Source organism: Massilia atriviolacea (assembly GCF_003953935.1).
In the GTDB taxonomy this organism is placed as follows: Bacteria; Pseudomonadota; Gammaproteobacteria; order Burkholderiales; family Burkholderiaceae_D; genus Telluria_A; species Telluria_A atriviolacea.
Genome location: NZ_RXLQ01000007.1, coordinates 142,009 through 163,243 on the forward strand (window position 1 = coordinate 142,009; position 21,235 = coordinate 163,243).

The window sequence follows — 21,235 nt, forward strand, 5'->3', positions numbered from 1 at the left end:
CTGTCGAAAATTTAAGTTAAGGATATCATATATTAATCCTGACAATGTATCTGTGCCATACATTTACGCCCGAAGATCGTTTAGATTTCTTGCGTGGATGATCAAATAGGATGCCCGCCTCATTTGGAAAGAGACTAGCAAACACAGCAGTCGCAATACCACAAGGTTTAGTCCCGATGGGCGCGATAAACATTTTACTACCTCGCGATAAAGAGTTACGAGTACGCTGAAGGCAGTCAAATGCGGAGCCAGGATCATTAGCCGAACAATAGGCTACATCAAAACCGCTTTGCTCAGACAGCATCGGAAGATGTGGAACGATCGCGTTAAGCTCCCATCCGGCCTGAAAAGCAGGAACCCCAAAAACAACCTTAACGGTTTTTTCCACAATCATTTGATATTCGCTAAGGGCACGCGCCATCCTCTCAGGCTCATACCCAAGAAAGAACACCCCAGCCTCCACTTCGTCACTTGACAAATCAACAACTGCGTGGGGTATCGGATGGTATCCAGAAATCAATTCTGACAGTGCAAATGATTCACCTCCGACAGGCTGCGTGTAGTCTCTGGGCTCAACATAAATAATTTGAAAAATCCGGACGCCCAACGCGATTAGGCCGCGTATCACGCAGAACAATTCAGCAAAGCCGAGCGTAGTAGCTTCAAGCACTATTTGTCGGCCATCGATGTAATTCTGCAGCAGACCAGCACATACATCGGCGCTTGAAGTCACTCCATCGACGCTTAGTGCCATATTTTGAATGTCATAGCTCACCAACACTTTATCGTGTGCTGGCGCGCCCTCAATCTTTATTGCTAATTCTTCCCGCTGATCTACTGGGATACCATGGAAAAGAACGGCATCTTGACGCATCCCCAATTCTTCAACGCTATCATGGTGACTGGAGTAAAAATGAGCAGAACTAGCCATTACCAAAACCCCATCTGCTGAGTAGTTATTGGAGCAGGTACCTCTTTTATCAATCGAGCACACAAATTACGATATTCATCTTCAGTACCCAGAGCCAATACATGAAAATCTTCCACGGATATCTCAATTTTTCTTTTTCTGCGATAACTTATCTGAAAATATGGAGCATACATTGGATTAAGTTGATAATCCATTATATCGCCGCCAATAAAGCCTTTTGTTTTTGTTTCAAGCTGCTCAATAAGAATTGCATACTTCATTGCTTCTCGCATAAAGCGAATTTCTTCTTGGGAAGGAGAGCGAGCACCAGAGTTTATCGTGAATTGATTTTGTTCTGACTCACTCATTGCGGGCTGCGCCTGAAGAGCACGGAATGCCCCTCCAAGCCGCAGAACGAACATACGCAAACGTTCACCATATACTCCAAACGTCTTTACTTCGTCTATTAGCTTCTCGGCCGCTTCGTAAGCTGCTCTAGCCTGAATATCAATAGCAAAAATCTCAACATCGCGATCAAGAAGTTCAGTGACCTCAAGAGCCTTGTAAGCAAGAATCAGAAAATGACGAAGATTGTTACTTGCCATTGTGCAAAATGTATCAAATCCGCTATAAATTGGACATACGGCTTGATAAGGACGGTACAACTCCAACAACGCCCCAACCAGGTTATTGTGTATCCAGGTGGACTCAAAATAGCCTCGACCATTATGCCTATATTTTCCAAGCTCCTCAAGTACATGATCAGGAGTACGAGACGAGCGGTTAAGAAGTGCAGGTACAATTACAAGAGCGTCGGGAATATCTTTATATTTCATAAACATATCCGCACTAACGCTCGTCTTTTTCTTCTCCAAAGCCCGGTCGATTCTATCCTCGAGGATTCTCAAGATCCGTGGTTCCTCTAGCGCGTCCTTTGCTAACTGTTTCGAAGTCTTAGATGGGAACCGAGCACGAATAGTGCGTAAAGTCTCTCCACGATAGGAATCCGTATGGCGCAATGACAGCTCATCTGGAGAGAGCAGCGATTGGACTAAATGTCCTTGCTGATTACCTGCCGCAATGTCAAGATTCGCCAGATAAACTTCCGCAAAAAACACGTTTCGACTCTGCTCATCCATTAGCTCATCGAGCGCAACAAGTCGGAAATCATGAGTAGCATTTACCGATTCCGGCCCCGTAGTGGCACTTTCATCTGAAAGTTCCTTGGATGTGAAGCTAACAATAAAGGGTTTTTGACTATGCTTGAGGTAAGAATTTAAGACCTGACGTTGGTAGGGAACCAGATTCTCGACTTCGTCTACGTAAATATAGAAAGCGATATCGCTTAGTGCAAGTATATTTTTTAAGTCGGAGATTAGCGCATCGATAAATACGCGACCCGGAGGAAGTAGTGGCTGCGGCATTGATGTCATATTGGACACCCAAGTCGAAAAAAGACGCCGACGGCCCTCCAGGAATTTTTCTAATTCGATTGGTTTTGTAGGAAAATCGGGATGAAAATCAGCGGCACAACCAAATTCCAGATTTTGAAAATCTTGATTTGTAAATCCAACGTAAGCGCTTTCTGAGATCGCCCGGGTAGCGCGAATAATTTCCGCCGATACAACAAGTGAAAAATAGCTTTCAAAGACCGATTTCCATTGCTGATCATCAAATCCTCTGGACTTTAATGAATTACAGAATTGGGTATCCACTCGCCAATAAATTCCGATGTGCTTCAGCTCATCATCTGGAATCTCCTTCCTACGTGGCGAAAATGCAGTATGGTAATCCATATATTTAAGCAGCATTGTCTTACCACATCCACGTTTTCCAACAATATACGTAGATCTCGTCGCGGATTTCAATCCCAGCTTATTGAAATATGGAGGAATAAAAAATTTTCCCCATACGTCAGCCTCGTGCTCCTCTGCTCGAGTTTTAGCGAGGATTGCGTAGTCAATAAACTTCATTCTGATTACCTATCAAAAAGAGGAGACCAAGTATCAGATTTATCCCAAAGAAGTTGCAATGAATCATCAGGGACGCCATGTTCATATGCGACAATTAACCCGAGGCCACCAAATCCGAGCGGTTGGTTAACTTTAAACCGTCCCTTTTTTTCGATCACACTTTGATAAACATCAAGGGGCGAAGATTCTTCGTAGGGCCAACGTCCGCTGTCGATCCACCGCTGAGACAGCGCGACCAATCCGTCTTGATAAGTCATTTTTTCGCCATAGAAAACGGGAATTCCGGGATAGTTTCGACGCAAATTTTTCAATGCTGCCTCATGTGCAATAGAAACCACAATCCCAGTTTGATGAGGGGTTTTCATCATTCCTGCGAAGGTCCCAACAAATTTAGTGAACTGATCGCCGGTGAAAGTACCGTCATCGATCATCAAATAGCGCTCGTCAGGGGGCAGTTCGGTTACCATTCCCGGATATTGAATTTGATTTGAAGTTACGGAAAAAATTTGTTTAAGTAAACGAATTATTAGCTCCCCACTTTTACCCGGTTTTGTAAAATCATGTGCTGGGGGACCAAAGTAAAAACTCAGTTTTGCCTTACCTGCAAGTATGTCCCTCCAGTTAAGGTTCTCCCGATCAGTATCATCTAGTGCAAAGTGCAACGCCATTTTGCGAAGAGCCTGGGTGAGCGTCGATTGAATTTGATCGGTAGTCCGGTAAATTAAATGGCGCAATATAAGCAGTGCTAATGTTTGTTCGGGACCTGCATCGAACTGTTTTAACCAAGTCTTTACCCGCTCCATTGTAAGCGACCTGCGCACGCCGGTTGAACACAAAAGTTGGATTGCCCGCTTCAGTTTTAGATCATCAGAGTGAATCATCGGGCCCGCGAGTGGGTTAGCCATCGTTCGATTTAAGAAATTAGATAGCACAGTCTACACCGGTCTGGACCGTATTGTCATGCGTTAAAACTACCAAACATATAAAAAACATGTTACGTATTCAACATATTTAACGCGAACAAACCCACAATGGTTAAAGCGAATTTACAGCTTTGAGCGTCGTCCATCCCCACGTAATGAACTCGCGTCGTCCATATCAATACCGATAAACCACATACTAAGTTATTTATTGAGCTACGCTCAGTGTCGGTACATGGCAGCGCAATTTAATTATTTGGGCGCAGGTATGGAGCACTTGATTGGCTTGAGCTGGGCGGCGGCCACCATCGCGCCGGCCTGCGACCAGCCCCACGCGGCCAGCACCAGCGGGGCCAGCGCCAGCAGCAGGTGGGCGGCGCCGATCAGCCTGGCGGCCATGCCGCGCCGGATGCGGATGGACCGGAATACCCTGGTCCCGGCGGCAGGATATTGCCCGCTGCGCAGGGTCTGGTAAGCGGGCCGGCCGAGCACCGCGCCGAACACCAGCGCCACCAGCAGCGGCAAGCCGACGAACGAACCGTAAAACAGCAGCGTGACGCCAGGCACGCCGCCGATTTCGCGGCACCCGGCCGTCGCGGCGAACGCCGTCAGCCAGGGGAAGAACCAGAACCTGGCCGCCAGCAGAAAGGCGGCGCCGGCGGGCAGGATCAGCAGCGCCAGGCGCACGCGCTCGGCGCGCGTGTATTGCTCGGCAAACTCAGCGGCCTTGTGTGTGCTCACTTGTGTGTGCTCACTTGTGCTTGCGCGCGCCGCGCGGCGCCGGCAGGGCGCACTGCTGGACAAAGTCGTGGGCGTCGCGCACATACGATCTGGCCTCCTCGTCCCTGGCGGCCGACGCTTCCAGCTGGGCGGCGATGCGGCGCACCTCGGCGTCGAGCGCGGTGCTGGCGCCGCAGCCGCCGCCGGTCTTGCGCTTGAGCGTGGCGGCCAGCAGGGCCGAGCGGCCGTGCTTGACGCTGTTGGGCATGGTCGCGCGCCGGATCGCCAGCACTTCCTCGAAGCGCAGCAGGGCCGCCGGGGACTGCCCCTGGTGCTGCAGCATATTGCCGATGTCGTTGAGGATGGCGACCGTGTCTTCGGACTGCGCGCCGTAAGCCTGCACGGCTTGCGGCAGCATCGCTTCGAGCAGTTCCTGGGCGCGCTTGTGGTTGCGCTCGGCGCTGTAGCTCATCGCATGGGCGGCGCGCACTTCGAGCGTGACCGGGTCGGCCATGCCGAGCGTGGCGCCGTACACGGCGATGGCGCGCTCGTACCACGCGCGCCCGGCCGGATTGTCGTTCTGGCGCATGTAGCTGCCGCCCAGGTTCACATAACTCATGCCGGCCTGGTAGCTGTTCTCGCCATAGGCCTTGCGCCGCATCTCCATGCCCTCGTTCAGCAGGCGGCGCTCGCCGGCCAGGTCGCCGCCGATGCCCATCAGGCGCCCCAGCGCATCGGTGGCGTCGGCCTCGATCTGGGCGTTGGCGTTCTTGCGCGCCTGCGCCAGCACGGCGCCGATGTCGGCCTGGACCTTGTCCAGTTCCTTCATCTGCATGCGTTGTTCGGCGCTGTCGAGCAAGGCTTGCGCAGCCTGGTCGGATTCGTTGCCGAAACCGGCGCGGCAGGCTTGCACGGCGGCCGCCAGTCCGGTGCGGGCGGCGGCGGCGTCGCCGCGGTCGCCGGCGCGCTGGGCCTCGAGCGCGTAGGCGTGGCACAGCACGCCTGAGGCGTCGTGGGTGCGGATCTTTTCGGCGCGCGCGCCAGCGATGGCTTCTTTCAGGGCGCTGGACGAGGCCGGGCCCTTGCCTTCGTTGTCGAGCGCCAGGGCGCTGCAATACTGGCGCTGCGGCGCGAATTCGAGCGCTTCGGCGTCGCTGCAGCAGTCGGCGCCGCTGCAGCGCGGGCCGGCCTCGCCCGGCTCTTCGGTCAGCTGGACTTCGGGCGTCCGTACCGGTTCGGTGGAACAGGCCGCCAGGCCAAGGGCGCATAACAGGACGGAAGCGAGCGGGAGAAGGCGAGGTGTCAGCATAAGGGCAACGTTTCGGAATGAAGGACGTGCCACATTATAAAGCATTGTTCCTATGCTAATTTCCAGTGGCCGGCGCCTGCTTCAGGTGGCCGATCAGGCCTTCGACATGGCGCACCTTGTCGATGCCCATGAAACCATGGCGGTGCACCTGGCGCTCGATCGGGATGGCGTGGCCGGCGCTGGCCTCCAGCCGCAGGTCGCCGCTGCCGCCCGGGCCGTCGGCGCAGCGGGCATGCACCAGGCCCGCCGGCGCGTAGGTGCGGACCAGCGGCGCGCCGTTGAGGTCGATGGTCAGGGCGCGCGCGGTGGTAATCGCATGCACCACGCCGAGCGCCTCCCTGCGCATCCGGAATGGCTGGACCAGGTGGTGGAGACCGATCCACAGGAAGAGCACGGGCACGCCAATCACGAGCAAGCGATCCCATCCTCCCAAGCCCGCATTCCACACGGCCGGGGCTCCCACGACGATGAGGAACAAGGTAAACAGCGTCCATGGAATAAAGAAGAACCACTTGCGCAATCCTTTTTTCAGATAACTGGCGGGAATCGGCTGCGCCGCCCAGACCAGGCGTTCGCCCGGCCCCAGTTCGGCCTGCAGCGCCTGCCGCAGCCTGGCGGGCAAGGCGCCGGTGGCGGGCGCCAGGAGCGCCTTTTGAACGCCGGCATGCGCGCTGCGCGGCGCCAGCGGCAGGGTGCTGGCCAGCGCGGCGACCAGGCCGTGCACGCGGCGCACGCCGGCGATGGCGAGCAAGCCGTGGCGCTCGGCCGTGTAGCCGCCATCGTCGTCGGACAGGTACGCGGTCTCGAGTATCAGGTCGCCCCAGCCGCCCTCGTGCTCCGTGCGTTCGAGCTGCTGCAACTGCGCCGGCAAATAGGAGCGGACGCTGTCGGCGTCGTCGCCGCCGCCGAGCAGGATCACGCGCGCGCCGGTGATGGCGTACGCGGTGGAAGCGGGCAGCGCCGGGTAGCCGTAGGCGCTTCCCTTGAAGCGGGCGGCGATCGGCCGGCCGACCCAGACCAGGCGTTCGCCCGGATGCAAGGCGGCCCGGAGGCGGTTTTGCAGCAGGGTCGGAAGGATGGCGATATCGGTCAAGCAGGCTCCATGGAGGAAATCGGCGTGCCCATTATCGCGCATGGCAGTCGGCGGCCGGCAACGGCGCCGGACGAAAAAAAATGCCGTTCGCAGGGAACGGCATGTCGGGGGTCACGCCAGCTTACTTGGCGTTCAGTCCGCGGCGTTCCAGCAGCGGCTCGATCTTCGCATCGCGGCCGCGGAAGTTGCGGTACATCTGCATGGCGTCGAGCGTGCCGCCTTTCGAGAGCAGCATCTTGCGGAAGTGATCGCCGTTCTTGCGCGACAGGCCGCCGTTTTCATTGAACCATTCGACGGTATCGGCATCGAGTTTTTCACTCCACAGGTAACCGTAGTAACCGGCCGAGTAGCCGCCCGAGAACACGTGCGAGAAGTAGGTGGTGCGGTAGCGCGGCGGCACCGGCGCGAAGTCGACGCCCGCCTCTTTCAGCGCCCCCGCTTCGAAGGCCACGACGTCGGTCGGGATGTGCGCGGCGCTCAGCTGGTGCCAGCGCTGGTCCAGGATCGAGGACGCCAGATACTCGGTGGTGCGGTAGCCTTCGTTGAACTGTTTCGAGGCGATCACCTTGTCGAGCAATTCCTTCGGCATCGCTTCGCCGGTCTTGTAGTGCTTGGCGTAGTTGCCCAGCACTTCAGGCCAGACCGCCCACATTTCGTTGACCTGCGACGGGAACTCGACGAAGTCGCGCGGCACGCCGGTGCCGGCGAAGCGCGGGTATTTCACGTCCGAGAACATGCCGTGCAGCGCGTGGCCGAATTCGTGGAACAGGGTGCGCAGTTCGTCGTAGGTGAGCAGGGTCGGCTCGCCGGCGGCCGGCTTCGGAATGTTCAGGTGGTTGCCGATCACCGGGCGCGTGCCCATCAGGTGCGACTGGGGCACGTAGGCATTCGCCCAGGCGCCGCCGCGCTTGTTGCCGCGCGCGTAGAAGTCGGCCACGAAGATCGCCAGCGGCTTGCCGTTGGCGTCGATCACGTCGAACACGCGCATGTCGGGGTCGTACACCGGCAAGTCCTTGCGTTCCTTGAAGGTGAGGCCGTAGACCTTGCCGGCGGCGTAGAACACGCCGTTGGTCAGCACGTTGTTCAGCTCGAAGTACGGGCGCAGCTGGCTCTGGTCGAAATTGAAGCGCTCGGCGCGCACCTTGTCGCTGTAGAAGGCCCAGTCGTGGGCGGCCAGCTGGAAGCCGCCCTTCTCGGCGTCGATGACGTTCTGGATATCTGCCGCTTCCTTGCGCGCGTTGGCCACGGCCGGCTTGGCCAGTTCGCCCAGCAGCTTGTTGACGGCGCCGGTGTCCTTCGCGGTCTGGTCTTCGAGCATGTAGGCGGCGTGGTTGGGGTAGCCGAGCAGGGCCGCGCGTTCGGCGCGCAGCTTGGCGATCTTGAGGACGACGCCGGTGTTGTCGAACTCGCCGCCACGGCTGCCGCGCGCCAGCGAGGCCGCCAGCAGGCGTTCGCGCACCGCGCGGTTGCTCAGCACCGCCAGCGGCGCCTGGCCGGTGGTGTTGGTGACGGGGATGGCGAACTTGCCGTCCAGGCCGCGCTTCTTGGCCACCACGGCGGCGGCATCGATGGCGGCGTCGGACATGCCGGCCAGTTCGGCGCGGGTATCGACCACCAGCGCGGCGGCGTTCGCTTCGCTCAGCACGTTCTGGCTGAAGGTGGTTTGCAGGGTCGCCAGTTCGGCGTTGTAGCCTTTGAGCTTGTCCTTGTCGGCGGCGCTGAGCTTGGCGCCGGCGCGCACGAAGTCCTTGCGGTAGCGTTCCAGCAGGAAGGCCGATTCGGCATCCAGGCCCAGCTTGGCGCGCTTGGCGTACAGGGTTTCGATGCGGTCGAACAGTTTCTGGTTCAGCAGCATGGCGTCGCGGTGCGCGGCCAGCTTGGGCGCCAGTTCGCGCTCCAGGCCCTTGATGGTGTCGTTGGTGTTACCGCCGGCGAAGATGCCGAAGGCGCCGCTGGTGCGCGCGAGCAGCTTGCCCGAGCGTTCCATGGCGACGATGGTGTTCTCGAAGGTCGCCGCTTTGCGGTTGTTGGCGATGGCGTCGATGTCGGCGGCGTGCTGGCGCATGCCTTCGGCAAAGGCCGGGCCGAAGTGCTCGTTCCTGATCTTGTCGAAGGCCGGATAGTTGAACGGCAGGGTGCTGATTTTTGCGAAAGGGTTGGCGGCGTCGAGCGCGGCGGCGCCCGGCGCGGCGGCGCCCGGCGCGGCGGCGGGCGCGGCGAAAGCGAAGTTAGCCACGGCCAGGCTGGCCGCGACGATCATGAGTTGGGGACGGGTCATGGTGTTCTTTGTCGAGGTGAGCCGTCGTTCCCGCGCAGGCGGGAACCACGGTTTTGAGGATAGCGAACTGCTTGAAACGGTGACGCCTGGGCGCAGGCTCAGTTACCGTTCAGACCGCGGCGATTGAGCAGCGGTTCGATTTTCGGTTCGCGGCCGCGGAAGTTGCGGAACAGGTCGAGCGCATCGGCCGTGCCGCCGCGCGAGAGCAAGGTCTTGCGGAAATGGTCGCCGTTCTTGCGCTGCAATCCGCCATTTTCCTTGAACCATTCGACCGTGTCGGCGTCCAGCTTCTCGCTCCACAGGTAAGCGTAGTAACCGGCCGAATAACCGCCCGAGAAACTATGCGAGAAGTAGGTGGTGCGGTAGCGCGGCGGCACCGGCGCGAAATCGACGCCGGCTTCCTTCAGCGCGGCCGCTTCGAAAGCGAGCACGTCGGTCGGGACTTGCGCCGCGCCCAGCTGGTGCCAGCGCTGGTCGACCAGCGAGGCGGCCAGGTATTCGGTGGTCAGGAAACCCTGGTTGAATTTCTTCGAGGCGATGACCTTGTCCAGCAATTCCTTCGGCATCGCTTCGCCGGTCTTGTAGTGCCTGGCGTAGTTGGCCAGCACTTCCGGCGCGATCATCCACATTTCATTGACCTGCGAGGGGTACTCGACGAAGTCGCGCGGGACGTTGGTGCCCGAGAAGCGCGGGTATTTCACGTTCGAGAACATGCCGTGCAGCGCGTGGCCGAATTCGTGGAAGGTGGTCTTGACTTCATCGACCGTCAGCAGGGTCGGCTCGCCCTTCGGCGGCTTGGGAATGTTGAGGTGGTTGGCAACGACCGAGCGCGTGCCCATCAGGCCCGACTGCGACACGTATTCGTTCATCCACGCCCCGCCCTGCTTGTTGCTGCGTGCGTACATATCGGCCAGGAAGATCGCCAGCTGCTTGCCGTTGGCATCGAACACGTCGAACACGCGCACGTCCGGGTTGTACACCGGCAGGTCCTTGCGTTCCTTGAATTTGAGGCCGTACAGCTTTTCGGCCGCGAAGAACACGCCCTTGACCAGCACGTTGTCGAGCTCGAAGTACGGCTTGAGCTGGTTCTCGTCGAAATTGAAGCGCTGGGCGCGCACCTTGTCGGTGTAGAAGGCCCAGTCGGCCGCGCCGACCTTGAATCCACCCTTCTCGGCGTCGATGACTTTCTGGATATCGTCCGCTTCCTTGCGCGCATTGGTCACGGCCGGCTTGGCCAGTTCCGACAGCAGCTTGTTGACGGCGCCCGTATCCTTGGCGGTCTGGTCTTCCAGCGAGTAGGCGGCGAAGTTCGGATAGCCGAGCAGGGCCGCGCGTTCGGCGCGCAGCTTGGCCAGCTTGACGACCACGCCACGGTTGTCGAATTCGCCGCCGCGGCTGCCGCGCGTCAGGGACGCATTCATCAGGCGTTCGCGCACGGCGCGGTTGGTCAGCACCGCCAGCGGCGGCTGGCCGCTGGTGTTGACCAGGGCGATGGCGAATTTGCCTTCATGGCCGCGCGTCTTGGCGTCGGCGGCGGCGGCGTCGATGGCGGCCTCGCTCATGCCGGCCAGTTCGGCGCGGGTGTCGACGATCAGCGCCGAGGCGTTGGTTTCCTTGAGCACGTTCTGGGTGAACGTGGTCTGCATGGTGGCGATTTCGCTGTTGAAGGCTTTCAGCTTTTCCTTGTCTTGCGCCGACAGCTTGGCGCCGGCGCGCACGAAGTCCTTGTGGTAGCGCTCGAGCAGGTGCTTCGATTCGGCGTCCAGGCCGAGCTTGGCGCGCTTGTCGTACAGGGTCTTCACGCGCTGGTACAGCTTGTCGTTGAGGAAGACGGCATCGTTGTGCGCGGCCAGCTTGGGCGACATTTCGCGGTCGATGGCATCGAGCGTATCGTTGGTGTTAGCGCCCTGCAGGGCCGAGAAGGTGGTCGCCACGCGCGTGAGCAGCTGGCCCGAGCGCTCCAGCGCCACCACGGTGTTCTCGAAGGTCGGCGCCTTGCGGTTGTTGGCGATGGCGTCGACTTCGCGCAGGTGCTCGCTCATGCCGGCCGCGTAGGCGGGCAGGAAATGCTCGTCCTTGATCTGGTCGAAGGCCGGGTAGTGGAATGGCAAGGTGCTGAGCTTGGCGAACGGGTTCGCGGCGGCCAGCGAGGTGGCCGGGGCGGCAGGAGCGGCGACGGCGGCGACATTGACCAGCGCCAGGCTGGCGGCAAGGATAAGCATGTTTGGACGGTTCATGGCATCTTTCACGGGCGCTAAGTAAAAGCTGCCGACGGGTAGCCGGCAGCGCATCAGCGCACGATCATAGCAGCATGGTCACACGCCTGTCATCCGCAATAAGATATGCATATCGATATGCATATTCGGGCAACAAGGCCCGTATTGACGGGCGGCTTGGGGGGAACGGTCAGTAGTGCGGGGGGCGCTCGTTGAGCAGGTTCGGGCCCGACTGGGCATTGTTGCGGATGTGCTCGGCCAGCTTGTTGACCATCGCTTCGAGCTGGTCGATGCGACGGCCTTGCTGGTACACCATCCGGTTCAGGGATTCGACCAGGTCTTCCTGGTGCGCGAGCTTGATCTCGATATCGACAAAACGGTCTTCCTGGCTCACGGCGGCGTCCTTGGGGGCAAAGCCGCCATTATGCCAGTCAGGCCAGGGCGAAGGCGTCGCCCCATTCCGGCGGCGCCTGGCCGACCAGCTGCAGCGGGATATCCATCCCGGCCTCGGGCGGCGGCGTGCCGAAGGCGGCGGCGAGTTCGCCGGCCATGATCGACAGCATCTGCTTGATGACCGCCTGGAACGGTCCCAGGTCGCTGTCGGCGCTGACCGTGGCCAGCATGGCGCGCACGATCGAGGCGGCCAGGCTGCCCGCATAGCCGGCGATTTCGGAATCGCGGTCGAGCGCCAGGGTGAAGTCGGACGCGACCGCCAGGGTGTTGTCGATGCGTTTGGCGTCGAGCAAGCCCTGCGGCGTGGTGTTCTGCAGCGCGCCGGCCATGATCGACAGGGCCGCATTCGCTTGCGAGAGCACGCCGCTGTCGATCGCGTGGCTCCAGAAGGCCAGGCCCTCGGCGTCGGCGCTGCGTCCGAGCACGTTCTTGTAGACGGCGCCGACGAAGGCTTCCACGCCGTCCGGATACAGGGCGTCCGATTCGGCGCTCTTGCCGAAACTGTCGATCAGCTGGCGCAGGGCCGGATTGCTGCCGTAGGCCCTGTTGAGGCCGACGATATCGTGCGGCGCGTCCAGCCTGGCCAGCTGCTCCTGGAAGCTGCCCATGCCCTTGGCGTCGGCGGCGCGGCCGAAATAGCCCACGTACAGCGCCTGCACCACCTCGTCGTATTCGACGTTGACGGTGCTGTCGGAAAACTTGAACAGCTCGACGCCGACCAGCAGGGGGATGCCGCCGCCGGCGCCGCTCTTGGGCAGCACGGCGTAGCCGTCGGCCGTGCTGGTGATGTTGTAATCGGCGCGCTTGCCGGCAAAGCCGAACTGGTCGACACCGGCGCCGCCGTTAAATTGAGCATGCATGGAAAGTCCCTTCGATCCGAACGCGACGGCGCCGCCACCGCGGCCGGCGCCCTTCCCCCCACTATACCAGCGTCGCTTCCCAAGGCTGGTAGCCGATCCCAATCAGTTCCGCGTGCGCGATAGGCAGATCATCGCCGACGCCGGCGGCCGGCTTGGCGATACCGAGCGACATCACCTTCAGGGTGGCGCCGATGGTGGACTGGAACGCCAGCATGTCGGTGCTCGGGGTGAGCGTGCCGAGCATGCTGCGCACCGACGCGGCAGCGGTCGCGCCGCTGTAGCCGGCGATTTCCTGGGCGGTGTCGATCATCAGGGTGAAACCCGAGGCGGCGCTCAGCTTGTTGTTGACCAGCTTGGCGTCGAGCATGCCCTGGGTCGTCTTGTTGTCGAGCGCGCCGGCCATGATCGAGAGCGAGGCGTTGGCGCGCGACAGGCCGCCGCTGTCGATGGCATTGCTCCAGAAGGCCAGTCCGCCGGCATCCGGGGCGCGTCCGAACACGTTCTGGTACAGGGCCTTGATGAAGGTGCCGGTATTGCCCGGATACAGGGCGGCCGACTCGGCGCTGCTGGCGAAGCTGTCGATCAGCCCGCGCAGGCCGATATGCTTGCTGTAGGCATCGGCCAGGCCGCGCAGGTCGGCCGGCGCGCCCAGGGCATTCAACTGCTGCTGGAAGCTCTGCATGCCGTTGTAATCGGCCGCGCGGCCGAAATAGCCGACGTACAGGGCTTGCACCACCGACTCGTAGACCAGGGACATGCTGCGGTCGGCAAACACCAGCGATTCGATATTCGTCAGCACGTCGCGCCCGTCATCGCCGACGCGGTCGGTGACCACATAGCTGCCGTCGATCTTGGTAATGTCGTAATGCGCGCGTACCCCGCCGAAACCGGCTTCGTCGATACCGGCCAGGCCGTCGATGCTGTCGTCGCCGGCGACGCCGTCGAGCCGTTCGTTGCGCGCCGTGCCGCTGAGGCGCTCGTCGCCCTCGGTGCCGGTGAGGTATTCCATGCTGCCGCCCATGCCGTACTTGCCGCGCAAGCCATCGCCGCCGTAGATGAAGTTGAAGGCGGCGATATCGTACTGGCTGTAGGTGCTGTAGTAGACCTCATCGAGATGGTCGTAGGACATCAGGGTATTGGCGGTGTAGTCATCCTCGTAGGGCAGCTCGATGCCGCCCTCGAAGGGGTGCTTCAGGCCCATCATGTGGCCCAGTTCGTGCAGCAGCACCTGGTAGCCCGCCCCGCCCGGGGCCAGGTCGGCATTCTCGGCGCGAAATTCCACATTGTCGAGGTAGACATAGGCGTTGGCGCGGTAATCGCTCACCAGCGCGCTGCCCCAGGTGCTGCGCGGCGGCGTGTAGTAGGTGTACCAGCTGGACAGGCCGGTGACGTTTTCCTTCTCGATATTTATCTGCGCCAGGTGAATCTGGGCGCTGCTGCCGATCGTGGTTTCCTGGAACTGGACCCCGGTCACGTCGCTCAGGTAGGCAAAGGCCTTGCGCGCCCAGGCTTGCTGGGACGGCGAAAACGCGCTCTGCCCGCCCTGGTCTTCTTCATTGCCGCTGGCGATGGAAAAGGTATAGCTCAGGTAGGGCCTGGTGACGCCGAGGAAGTTCCAGTCGGGTCCTTCGCTGAGCAGGGCGTCGATGTGGTTGAAGCCGGACAGGTTGGTGTCTTTGATGTCGGAAAGAGTGGTCATGGAAGCGCTATGCGAGAAGGCGGGCCGGAGACGCGCTGCGCCGCGCAAGGGCGCGGGCGGGCAGACTGGCGGAAGGCATGGACCGGGGAGATTACCGGCGGATACCAGAAGTATCTCAAAAGAAAGTATTGACGTCAAATATTTGCTTATAAAACAGGCAGAAAGGGCCGCGCGTGCACCGATAAACCACAAAAAAAACCGGCGCTGCCCGCAAGGGGGAGCGCCGGCGGCCGAGGGGCGGCGGTGTTACAGCGGCAGGTCGGTCCAGCCCGGGCTGTGCGTTCCGACCAGGCCGATCTCCTGCTCCGGCAGTGCGGGCTCGTAGGCGGACGCGCCGCCGCCGCCGCGCACCCCGGCGCCGCCCATCTTCAGCAAGGTGCTGGCGATGGTGGCCTGGAAGGCCGCGATGTCGGTGCTGGCGCTGACCGTGCCGAGCATGGCGCGCACGGCGGCGGCCGCGGCCGCGCTGGTGTAGCTGCTCACTTCGGCCGAGGTATCGATGGCCAGGGTGAAGTCGGAAGCGATGGTGATCTTGTTGTTGACCAGCTTGGCGTCGAGCACGCCCTGGGCGCTGGTGTTTTGCAGCGCCCCGGCCATGATCGACAGCGAGGCGTTGGCGCGCGACAGGTTGCCGCTGTCGATCGCGTTGCTCCAGAACGCCGCGCCGCCGGCGTCGGGCGCGCGGTTGAAGATGTTCTTGTAGACGGCGTCGATGAAGGCGCCCGTGCTGCCCGGATACAGCGCCGCCGACTCGGCGCTGGCGCCGAAGCTGTCGACCAGGCTGTGCAGTCCGGCATCCCTGTCGTAGGCCGCGCTGATGGCCGCAAACGTGGTCGGCGCCTTGAGGCCGCCCAGTTGCGACTGGAAGGCCTCAAGGCCGGCCGAATCGGCCGCGCGCCCGAAGTACGCCAGGTACAGCGCCTGCACCACGTCGTCGTAGTCGAGCCGGAGCATGGCGCCGTTGAAGTTGATGCTCTCGATATTGCGCAACACATTCACCGCGCCGCCCGTCCCCTTGTCGGTCACCACGAAACCGCCATCGCCGCGCACCACGCTGTAGCCGGCGCGCGGGCCGCTGAAGGTCACCGTGTCGCTGCCGGCGCCGCCATCGATGAGGTTGCTGCCGGCAGGCAGGCGAAACACATCGTTGCCGGGCGTGCCGGCGAGCGTGCCGGGCGTGGCCGGCGTGGCTGGCGCGCCGACCGCGAACACCAGGTGACTGGCGGCCGTGCTGGCGTTCCCGGCCTGGTCGAGCGCGCTGACTGTCAGGTCGTAATTGCCCTTGGCCAGGACGTTGCCGCCCAGGTTCCAGCTGCCGTTCGCGCCGGCCGTGCCTTCGGCGATGACGGCATTGCCGTTGCTCAGGCGGATCGTGCTGCCGGCTTCGCCGCTGCCGCTGAAGCGCACCGCGCCGTCGGCCGCGACGATCGCGCTGGCCGTCGGCGCCGCTGGCGCCACGGTGTCGACGCTGAACGCCAGCGCCGCGCTCTTGGCCGAGACATTGCCGGCCGCATCAGTGGCGCGCACGGTCAGCGCCAGGTTCAGGCCATCGGCCAGGGCGCTGGTGGCGACCGACCAGGTGCCGCTGGCGCTGGCCTTGGTGGTGGCGACCACGCTCGCGCCGTTGAGCACCTCGACCTTGGCATTGGCTTCGGCGCTGCCGCTGAGAACCGGCTTGTTGCCCGCCACAAAACCGTTGGCGTTCTTGACGACGCTGGCCGTCGGCGCCGCCGGCGCGCTGGTGTCGACCGCAGGTGGCGTGACCGGCGGCGGGGTCACGACCGGCGGCGGGGTCACGACCGGCGGCGGGGTCACGACCGGCGGCGGGGTCACGACCGGCGGCGGGGTCACGACCGGCGGCGGGGTCACGACCGGCGGCGGGGTCACGACCGGCGGCGGGGTCACGACCGGCGGCGGGGTCACGACCGGCGGCGGGGTCACGACCGGCGGCGGGGTCACGACCGGCGGCGGGGTCACGACCGGCGGCGGGGTCACGACCGGCGGCGGGGTCACGACCGGCGGCGGGGTCACGACCGGCGGCGGGGTCACGACCGGCGGCGGGGTCACGACCGGCGGCGGGGTCACGACCGGCGGCGGGGTCACGACCGGCGGCGGGGTCACGACCGGCGGCGGGGTCACGACCGGCGGCGGGGTCACGACCGGCGGCGGGGTCACGACCGGCGGCGGGGTCACGACCGGCGGCGGGGTCACGACCGGCGGCGGGGTCACGACCGGCGGCGGGGTCACGACCGGCGGCGGGGTCACGACCGGCGGCGGGGTCACGACCGGCGGCGGGGTCACGACCGGCGGCGGGGTCACGACCGGCGGCGGGGTCACGACCGGCGGCGGGGTCACGACCGGCGGCGGGGTCACGACCGGCGGCGGGGTCACGACCGGCGGCGGGGTCACGACCGGCGGCGGGGTCACGACCGGCGGCGGGGTCACGACCGGCGGCGGGGTCACGACCGGCGGGGTCACCACCGGCGGTGGCGTGACGACGGGCGGCGGCAGCACCTGGCTGGCCTGCACGCTGCGGTCGTCGAACTTCAGCACTTCCACCGAAGTCAAGGTATCGACGCCATCGGCGCCGCTCACGCGCAGCTTGCCGCCGCCCAGGTCGGCGAAGGTGTAGGACGCATACTTGCCGCGAAACACGGCGGTATCGCTGCCGTTGCCGCCGTTGAGGGTATCGTTGCCGGCGCCGCCTTCGAGGCGGTCGTCGGCGGCGCCGCCGGCGAGGCTGTCGGCGCGGACGGTGCCGGTGAGGTAGCGTCCGCCGCCTGTCGCGTTGATGCCGAGCGCGCCGCCCAGGCCGTCGCCGCCATACAGCCAGTTCAGGGCCGCCACGTCGTACGGGCTGAAGGTGGAATACGGGCCGCCCGAGTTGGTGTACGACAGCAGCGTGTTGCTGGTGTTGTCCTCGGCGGACGGCAGGCGGATGGCATCCTGGAACGGGTGTTTCAGGCCCATCATGTGGCCCAGTTCATGCAGCAGGATTTCCAGGCCGCCCGAGCCGGGCGCCAGGGTGGCGTTGCCGGCGGCGGCGGCGGCGGTGTCGTCCAGGTAGACGTACGCTTCGGCCTGGTAAGTGACCAGGCGTTCGCCCGAGTAGGTGAAACTGGAACTCCAGCTGGCCAGGCCGGCCGTGCCGCCGCCCAGGTCCTTGGCGGCCAGGTGCACGTCGGCGTCGGCGCCGTTGGCCGTTTCGGCGAACACGATGCCGGTGATCGCGCTCAGGGTGGCCAGGGCTGCGCGCGCGCCGCTCTGCTGGCCCGCGCTGAAGGCCATCAGGCCGTTCGCGGCGCTGTTGTCGCCTTCGTTGTGGGAAGCGATGGAAAAGGTATAGCGGATGGTGTTGCCCGCAGGCGTCACATAGTTCCAGTCGGGACCGCTGCCAAGCAGGGCGTCGATGTGGTTCAGGCCGGAAAGGACGGTGTTCAGATCGGAGACGTTTGCCATGAAATTTACTCGTATTGGATGTGGAAAGCTTTCCAAACGAGGACTTGCGTTGAACGCCCGGCAACAGATTGGAATGTTGCCGCGTTTACTCGACAAGCGCGCAGTATTCCAAATTTCAGTATTGACGTCAAACAAATTATGAAATGTGCATGTCCGGCCACACGCGCGGTAAAAAAAAGCCGGCGCCGCCCGCAAGGGACGGCGCCGGCCTGAACGCGGCTGGCCTGGCGCGCCGACGCTTACATCGGCAGTTCGATCAGGGAAGCGCTGTGCAGTCCGACCAGGGCGATCTGCTGCTCCGGCAGCGCCGCTTCGTACAAGGACGACGCCGCGGCGGCCCCGGCCCCGGCGCCGCCCATCTTCAGCAAGGTGCTGGCGATGGTGGCCTGGAAGGCCGCGATGTCGGTGTTGGCGGTGACGGTGCCGAGCATGGCGCGCACGGTGGCGGCGGCCTCCGCGCTGGCATAGCTGCCCACTTCGGCCGGGGTGTCGATGGCCAGGGTGAAGTCGGAGGCGATGACGATCTTGTTGTTGACCAGCTTACCGTCGAGCAAACCCTGGGCCGTGGTGTTTTCCAGCGCGCCGGCCATGATCGACAGCGAGGCGTTGGCGCGCGACAGGTTGCCGCTGTCGATCGCATTGGTCCAGAACGCCGCGCCGCCGGCGTCCGGCGCGCGGTTGAAGATGTTCTGGTAGACGGCCGTGATGAAGGCGCCGGTGCTGCCCGGATACAGGGCCGCCGATTCGGCGCTGGTGCCGAAACTGTCGATCAGGCTGTGCAGGCCGGCATTCTTGGCGTAGGCCGCGCTGACGGCCGAAAACGTCAGCGGCGCGTTCAGGCTCACCAGTTGCGACTGGAAGGCCGACAGGCCGCCCGAATCGGCCGCGCGCCCGAAGTACGCCAGGTACAGCGCCTGCACCACGTCGTCGTATTCGAGCTTGAGGGTGCTGTCGCTGAACTTGACCGCCTCGACATTGCGCAGCAGGTCGGTGCCGCCGCTGCCGACCTTGTCGGTGACCACGAACCCGCTGTCGTCGCGCACCACGTCGTAATTGCCGCGCGGCGTAGGGTAGTTGATGGTGTCGGTGCCGGCGCCGCCGTCGATGGTGTTGTTGCCCGTGGTCGGCTGCAGGGTATCGTTGCCGGCGCTGCCGCCGATCATGCCGCTGGCCCCGACCGTAAACAGCAGGTGCTTGGTGGCGACGCTGCTGTTGTCGGCCTTGTCGAGCGCGCTGACCGTGACGTCGTAACTGCCGTTGGCCATGACATTGCCGCCCAGGCTCCAGCTGCCGTTCGCGGCGACCGTGCCTTCGGCGATGATGGCGTTGGCATTGGTCAGGCGGATCGTGCTGCCGGCTTCGCCGCTGCCGCTGAACTGGACCGCGCCGTTGGCCGCGACCGTCACATTGGCGCTCGGCGCCGCCGGCGCCACGGTATCGACGCTGAACGCCAGCGCCGCGCTGGGAAGCGAGACATTGCCGGCGGCATCGGTGGCGCGCGCGCTCAAGACCAGGTTCAGGCCATCGGCCAGGGCGCTGGTGGCGACCGACCAGCTGCCGCCGGCGCTGGCCGTGGTGGTGGCGACCACGGTCGCGCCGCTGAGCACCTCGACCTTGGCATTGGCTTCGGCGCTGCCGCTGACGACAGGCTTGTTGCCGGACACAAAGCCGTTGGCATTCTTGACCAGGCTGGCCGTCGGCGCGCCGGGCGCGGTGGTGTCGCCCGGCGTGCCGGCCTGGGGCGCCGGCACGCTCTGGTCGTCGAACTTCAGCACTTCGACCGAGTTCAGGGTATCCATGCCGTCGGCGCCGGTCACGCGCAGCGAGCCGCTGCCGAGGTCGGTAACGGTGTAGGACGCGTAATTGCCGCGGAAGACGGCGGTATCGGTGCCGCTGCCGCCGTTGAGCGTATCGTCGCCGCCGTCGCCTTCCAGGCGGTCGTTGCCGGCGCCGCCGGTCAGGGTGTTGGCGAAGCTGGTGCCGGCGATGTAGCGCCCGCCGCCCGTCGAGTTGATGCCGAGCGCGCCGCCCAGGCCGTCGCCGCCGTACAGCCACTTGAGGGCCGCCACATCGTAGGGGCTGAAGGTGCTGTACGGGCCGCCCACGTTGGTGTACGACAGCAAGGTGTTGGACGTGTTGTCGTCGCCCGTCGCGAGATTGGTGCCGCCTTCGAACGGATGCTTGAGGCCGATCATATGGCCCAGTTCGTGCAGCAGGGTCTGGTATCCCTCGGTGCCGGGCGTGAGGTTGGCGTTGGTGGCGCCGAACTCGGCGTTGTCGAGATAGACATAGGCTTGCGCATCGTAGGCGGTCAGGGTGCTGCCCTGGTAGTTATAGCTCGACGCCCAGCTGCACAAGCCGCTCGTATTGGCCCCCGCGATATTCACCGAGGCCAGGTGCACATCGGCCGCCAGGCCGTTCGCGGTTTCGGTGAAGGTGATCCCGGTCAGCGCCGCCAGGGTCGCGAACGCCGTGCGCGCGTGGGCTTGCTGGGAAGCGGTAAACGCGCTCTGGCCGCTCTGGTTCGCTTCGTTGCCGGAGCTGACGGAGAAGGTGTACAGGATGGTGTTGCCGGCCGGCGTGAGATAGTTCCAGTCGGGGCCAGAGTCGAGCAGGGCATCGATGTGGATCAGGCCGGAGGTGGGGGTTACGGTGATGTCGGATACGGTCGCCATGCTGTGTGCTCGTCATTGGAAGTGAGGGGGACCAAATGACGCGCAACCGGCGCGCGGACAGGCGCCGGCAGGCGGATTTGGAAAGTGGCGGGCGCGTGCGCCGGCGGTGAATTCAGTATTTCAAACTCGCTAGTTACCGTCAAACAAAATTTGAATCGTGCGTGCAATTTATCGCAAATAAACACCACCGCAGACGATCACATCCTCGCTTGGCTGGCAATACATTGCCTTCGGTTCAATCTTGCCGCTCACCGGATTAGTGAACTTATATTCTTGCCAGAAAGAAGGATTCTTTTTCGCCATCTCGACCCGTTCTTTCACGAAGGCCTTGCCGTCGATGTCCTTCAACTCCATCAGGTTTTTGTTGAGCATTTTCGGATTGGCGCCGTGCGCGCGCACCACGCCGTCGAAACCGTAGGCGACCATGTACAGGTCGCGGTCGGTGAAGGGACCGTCCTTGCGGTTGATCTCGCTGTAAGTCTTTTCCTTGCCGTTGGCCTTCATGTAGGCGATGGTCTTCCTGACCATGGCTTCGGCTTCCGGCTTGGTGGCGAATTCGTCGGCGCTGGCGGGCAGCGCGACGCACAGGGACAGGGGCAGGGACAGGATGGCGCCGACGATGGCGCGATGCGACATGGCACTGAATTTCAACATAGAAACTCCCTTCGGC

14 protein-coding genes are annotated in these 21,235 nt (G+C 62.8%); all 14 read right to left on the reverse strand.

The genetic code is table 11. The features are described from left to right. Positions 1–25: 25 nt before the first annotated feature. Positions 26–931, reverse strand: a complete 906-nt coding sequence (locus EJB06_RS14735) for a hypothetical protein (protein ID WP_126074791.1) — start codon at positions 929–931, stop codon at positions 26–28. Next, positions 931–2,883: an ORC-CDC6 family AAA ATPase gene (locus EJB06_RS14740; RefSeq protein ID WP_126074792.1), complete on the reverse strand. Its 1,953-nt coding sequence runs from the start codon at positions 2,881–2,883 to the stop codon at positions 931–933. Before EJB06_RS14740 ends, EJB06_RS14735 begins: the two co-directional genes overlap by 1 nt. A gap of 5 nt (positions 2,884–2,888) precedes the next feature. After that, complete coding sequence (locus EJB06_RS14745) at positions 2,889–3,788, reverse strand: phosphoribosyltransferase-like protein (RefSeq protein WP_126074793.1); 900 nt, start codon at positions 3,786–3,788, stop codon at positions 2,889–2,891. A gap of 267 nt (positions 3,789–4,055) precedes the next feature. After that, positions 4,056–4,544: a hypothetical protein gene (locus EJB06_RS14750; RefSeq protein ID WP_126074794.1), complete on the reverse strand. Its 489-nt coding sequence runs from the start codon at positions 4,542–4,544 to the stop codon at positions 4,056–4,058. 10 nt (positions 4,545–4,554) lie between these two features. Next, complete coding sequence (locus EJB06_RS14755) at positions 4,555–5,832, reverse strand: tetratricopeptide repeat protein (protein ID WP_164557923.1); 1,278 nt, start codon at positions 5,830–5,832, stop codon at positions 4,555–4,557. Positions 5,833–5,887: 55 nt separating this feature from the next. Beyond that, a complete protein-coding gene (locus EJB06_RS14760) occupies positions 5,888–6,925 on the reverse strand; it encodes a hypothetical protein (RefSeq protein WP_126074796.1) in 1,038 nt (345 codons plus the stop codon). 121 nt (positions 6,926–7,046) lie between these two features. Next, entirely contained in the window at positions 7,047–9,203 is a 2,157-nt protein-coding gene (locus EJB06_RS14765; protein ID WP_126074797.1) for a M3 family metallopeptidase, read from the reverse strand. Positions 9,204–9,301: 98 nt separating this feature from the next. Next, positions 9,302–11,425, reverse strand: coding sequence for a M3 family metallopeptidase (locus EJB06_RS14770; protein ID WP_126074798.1), 2,124 nt, complete (start codon positions 11,423–11,425; stop codon positions 9,302–9,304). Between the two features lie 184 nt (positions 11,426–11,609). Beyond that, complete coding sequence (locus EJB06_RS14775) at positions 11,610–11,813, reverse strand: SlyX family protein (protein WP_126074799.1); 204 nt, start codon at positions 11,811–11,813, stop codon at positions 11,610–11,612. 37 nt (positions 11,814–11,850) lie between these two features. Then, complete coding sequence (locus EJB06_RS14780; RefSeq protein ID WP_126074800.1) at positions 11,851–12,732, reverse strand: DUF4214 domain-containing protein; 882 nt, start codon at positions 12,730–12,732, stop codon at positions 11,851–11,853. Positions 12,733–12,793: 61 nt separating this feature from the next. Further along, a complete protein-coding gene (locus tag EJB06_RS14785) occupies positions 12,794–14,431 on the reverse strand; it encodes a DUF4214 domain-containing protein (RefSeq protein ID WP_126074801.1) in 1,638 nt (545 codons plus the stop codon). Between the two features lie 246 nt (positions 14,432–14,677). Continuing rightward, on the reverse strand, positions 14,678–17,890 hold the full coding sequence (locus EJB06_RS32230) for an Ig-like domain-containing protein (protein ID WP_126074802.1): 3,213 nt from the start codon (positions 17,888–17,890) through the stop codon (positions 14,678–14,680). 239 nt (positions 17,891–18,129) lie between these two features. After that, positions 18,130–20,565 (reverse strand): Ig-like domain-containing protein, encoded by a 2,436-nt coding sequence (locus EJB06_RS14795; protein WP_126074803.1) that lies wholly within the window; start codon positions 20,563–20,565, stop codon positions 18,130–18,132. A 168-nt stretch (positions 20,566–20,733) separates the two neighbouring features. Then, the gene (locus EJB06_RS14800; RefSeq protein WP_229427093.1) at positions 20,734–21,219 is read right to left on the reverse strand and encodes a cache domain-containing protein; all 486 of its coding nucleotides are present in this window, start codon (positions 21,217–21,219) and stop codon (positions 20,734–20,736) included. Positions 21,220–21,235: the final 16 nt, after the last annotated feature.

Bases quoted from the DNA above. Each gene is read 5' to 3' on its own strand.
- EJB06_RS14795 (WP_126074803.1), bottom strand. From the start codon at position 20,565: ATGGCGACCGTATCCGACATCACCGTAACCCCCACCTCCGGCCTGATC.
- EJB06_RS14800 (WP_229427093.1), bottom strand. From the start codon at position 21,219: ATGTTGAAATTCAGTGCCATGTCGCATCGCGCCATCGTCGGCGCCATC.
- EJB06_RS14770 (WP_126074798.1), bottom strand. From the start codon at position 11,425: ATGCTTATCCTTGCCGCCAGCCTGGCGCTGGTCAATGTCGCCGCCGTC.
- EJB06_RS14765 (WP_126074797.1), bottom strand. From the start codon at position 9,203: ATGACCCGTCCCCAACTCATGATCGTCGCGGCCAGCCTGGCCGTGGCT.
- EJB06_RS14755 (WP_164557923.1), bottom strand. From the start codon at position 5,832: ATGCTGACACCTCGCCTTCTCCCGCTCGCTTCCGTCCTGTTATGCGCC.
- EJB06_RS14745 (WP_126074793.1), bottom strand. From the start codon at position 3,788: ATGGCTAACCCACTCGCGGGCCCGATGATTCACTCTGATGATCTAAAA.
- EJB06_RS14785 (WP_126074801.1), bottom strand. From the start codon at position 14,431: ATGACCACTCTTTCCGACATCAAAGACACCAACCTGTCCGGCTTCAAC.
- EJB06_RS14780 (WP_126074800.1), bottom strand. From the start codon at position 12,732: ATGCATGCTCAATTTAACGGCGGCGCCGGTGTCGACCAGTTCGGCTTT.
- EJB06_RS32230 (WP_126074802.1), bottom strand. From the start codon at position 17,890: ATGGCAAACGTCTCCGATCTGAACACCGTCCTTTCCGGCCTGAACCAC.
- EJB06_RS14740 (WP_126074792.1), bottom strand. From the start codon at position 2,883: ATGAAGTTTATTGACTACGCAATCCTCGCTAAAACTCGAGCAGAGGAG.
- EJB06_RS14735 (WP_126074791.1), bottom strand. From the start codon at position 931: ATGGCTAGTTCTGCTCATTTTTACTCCAGTCACCATGATAGCGTTGAA.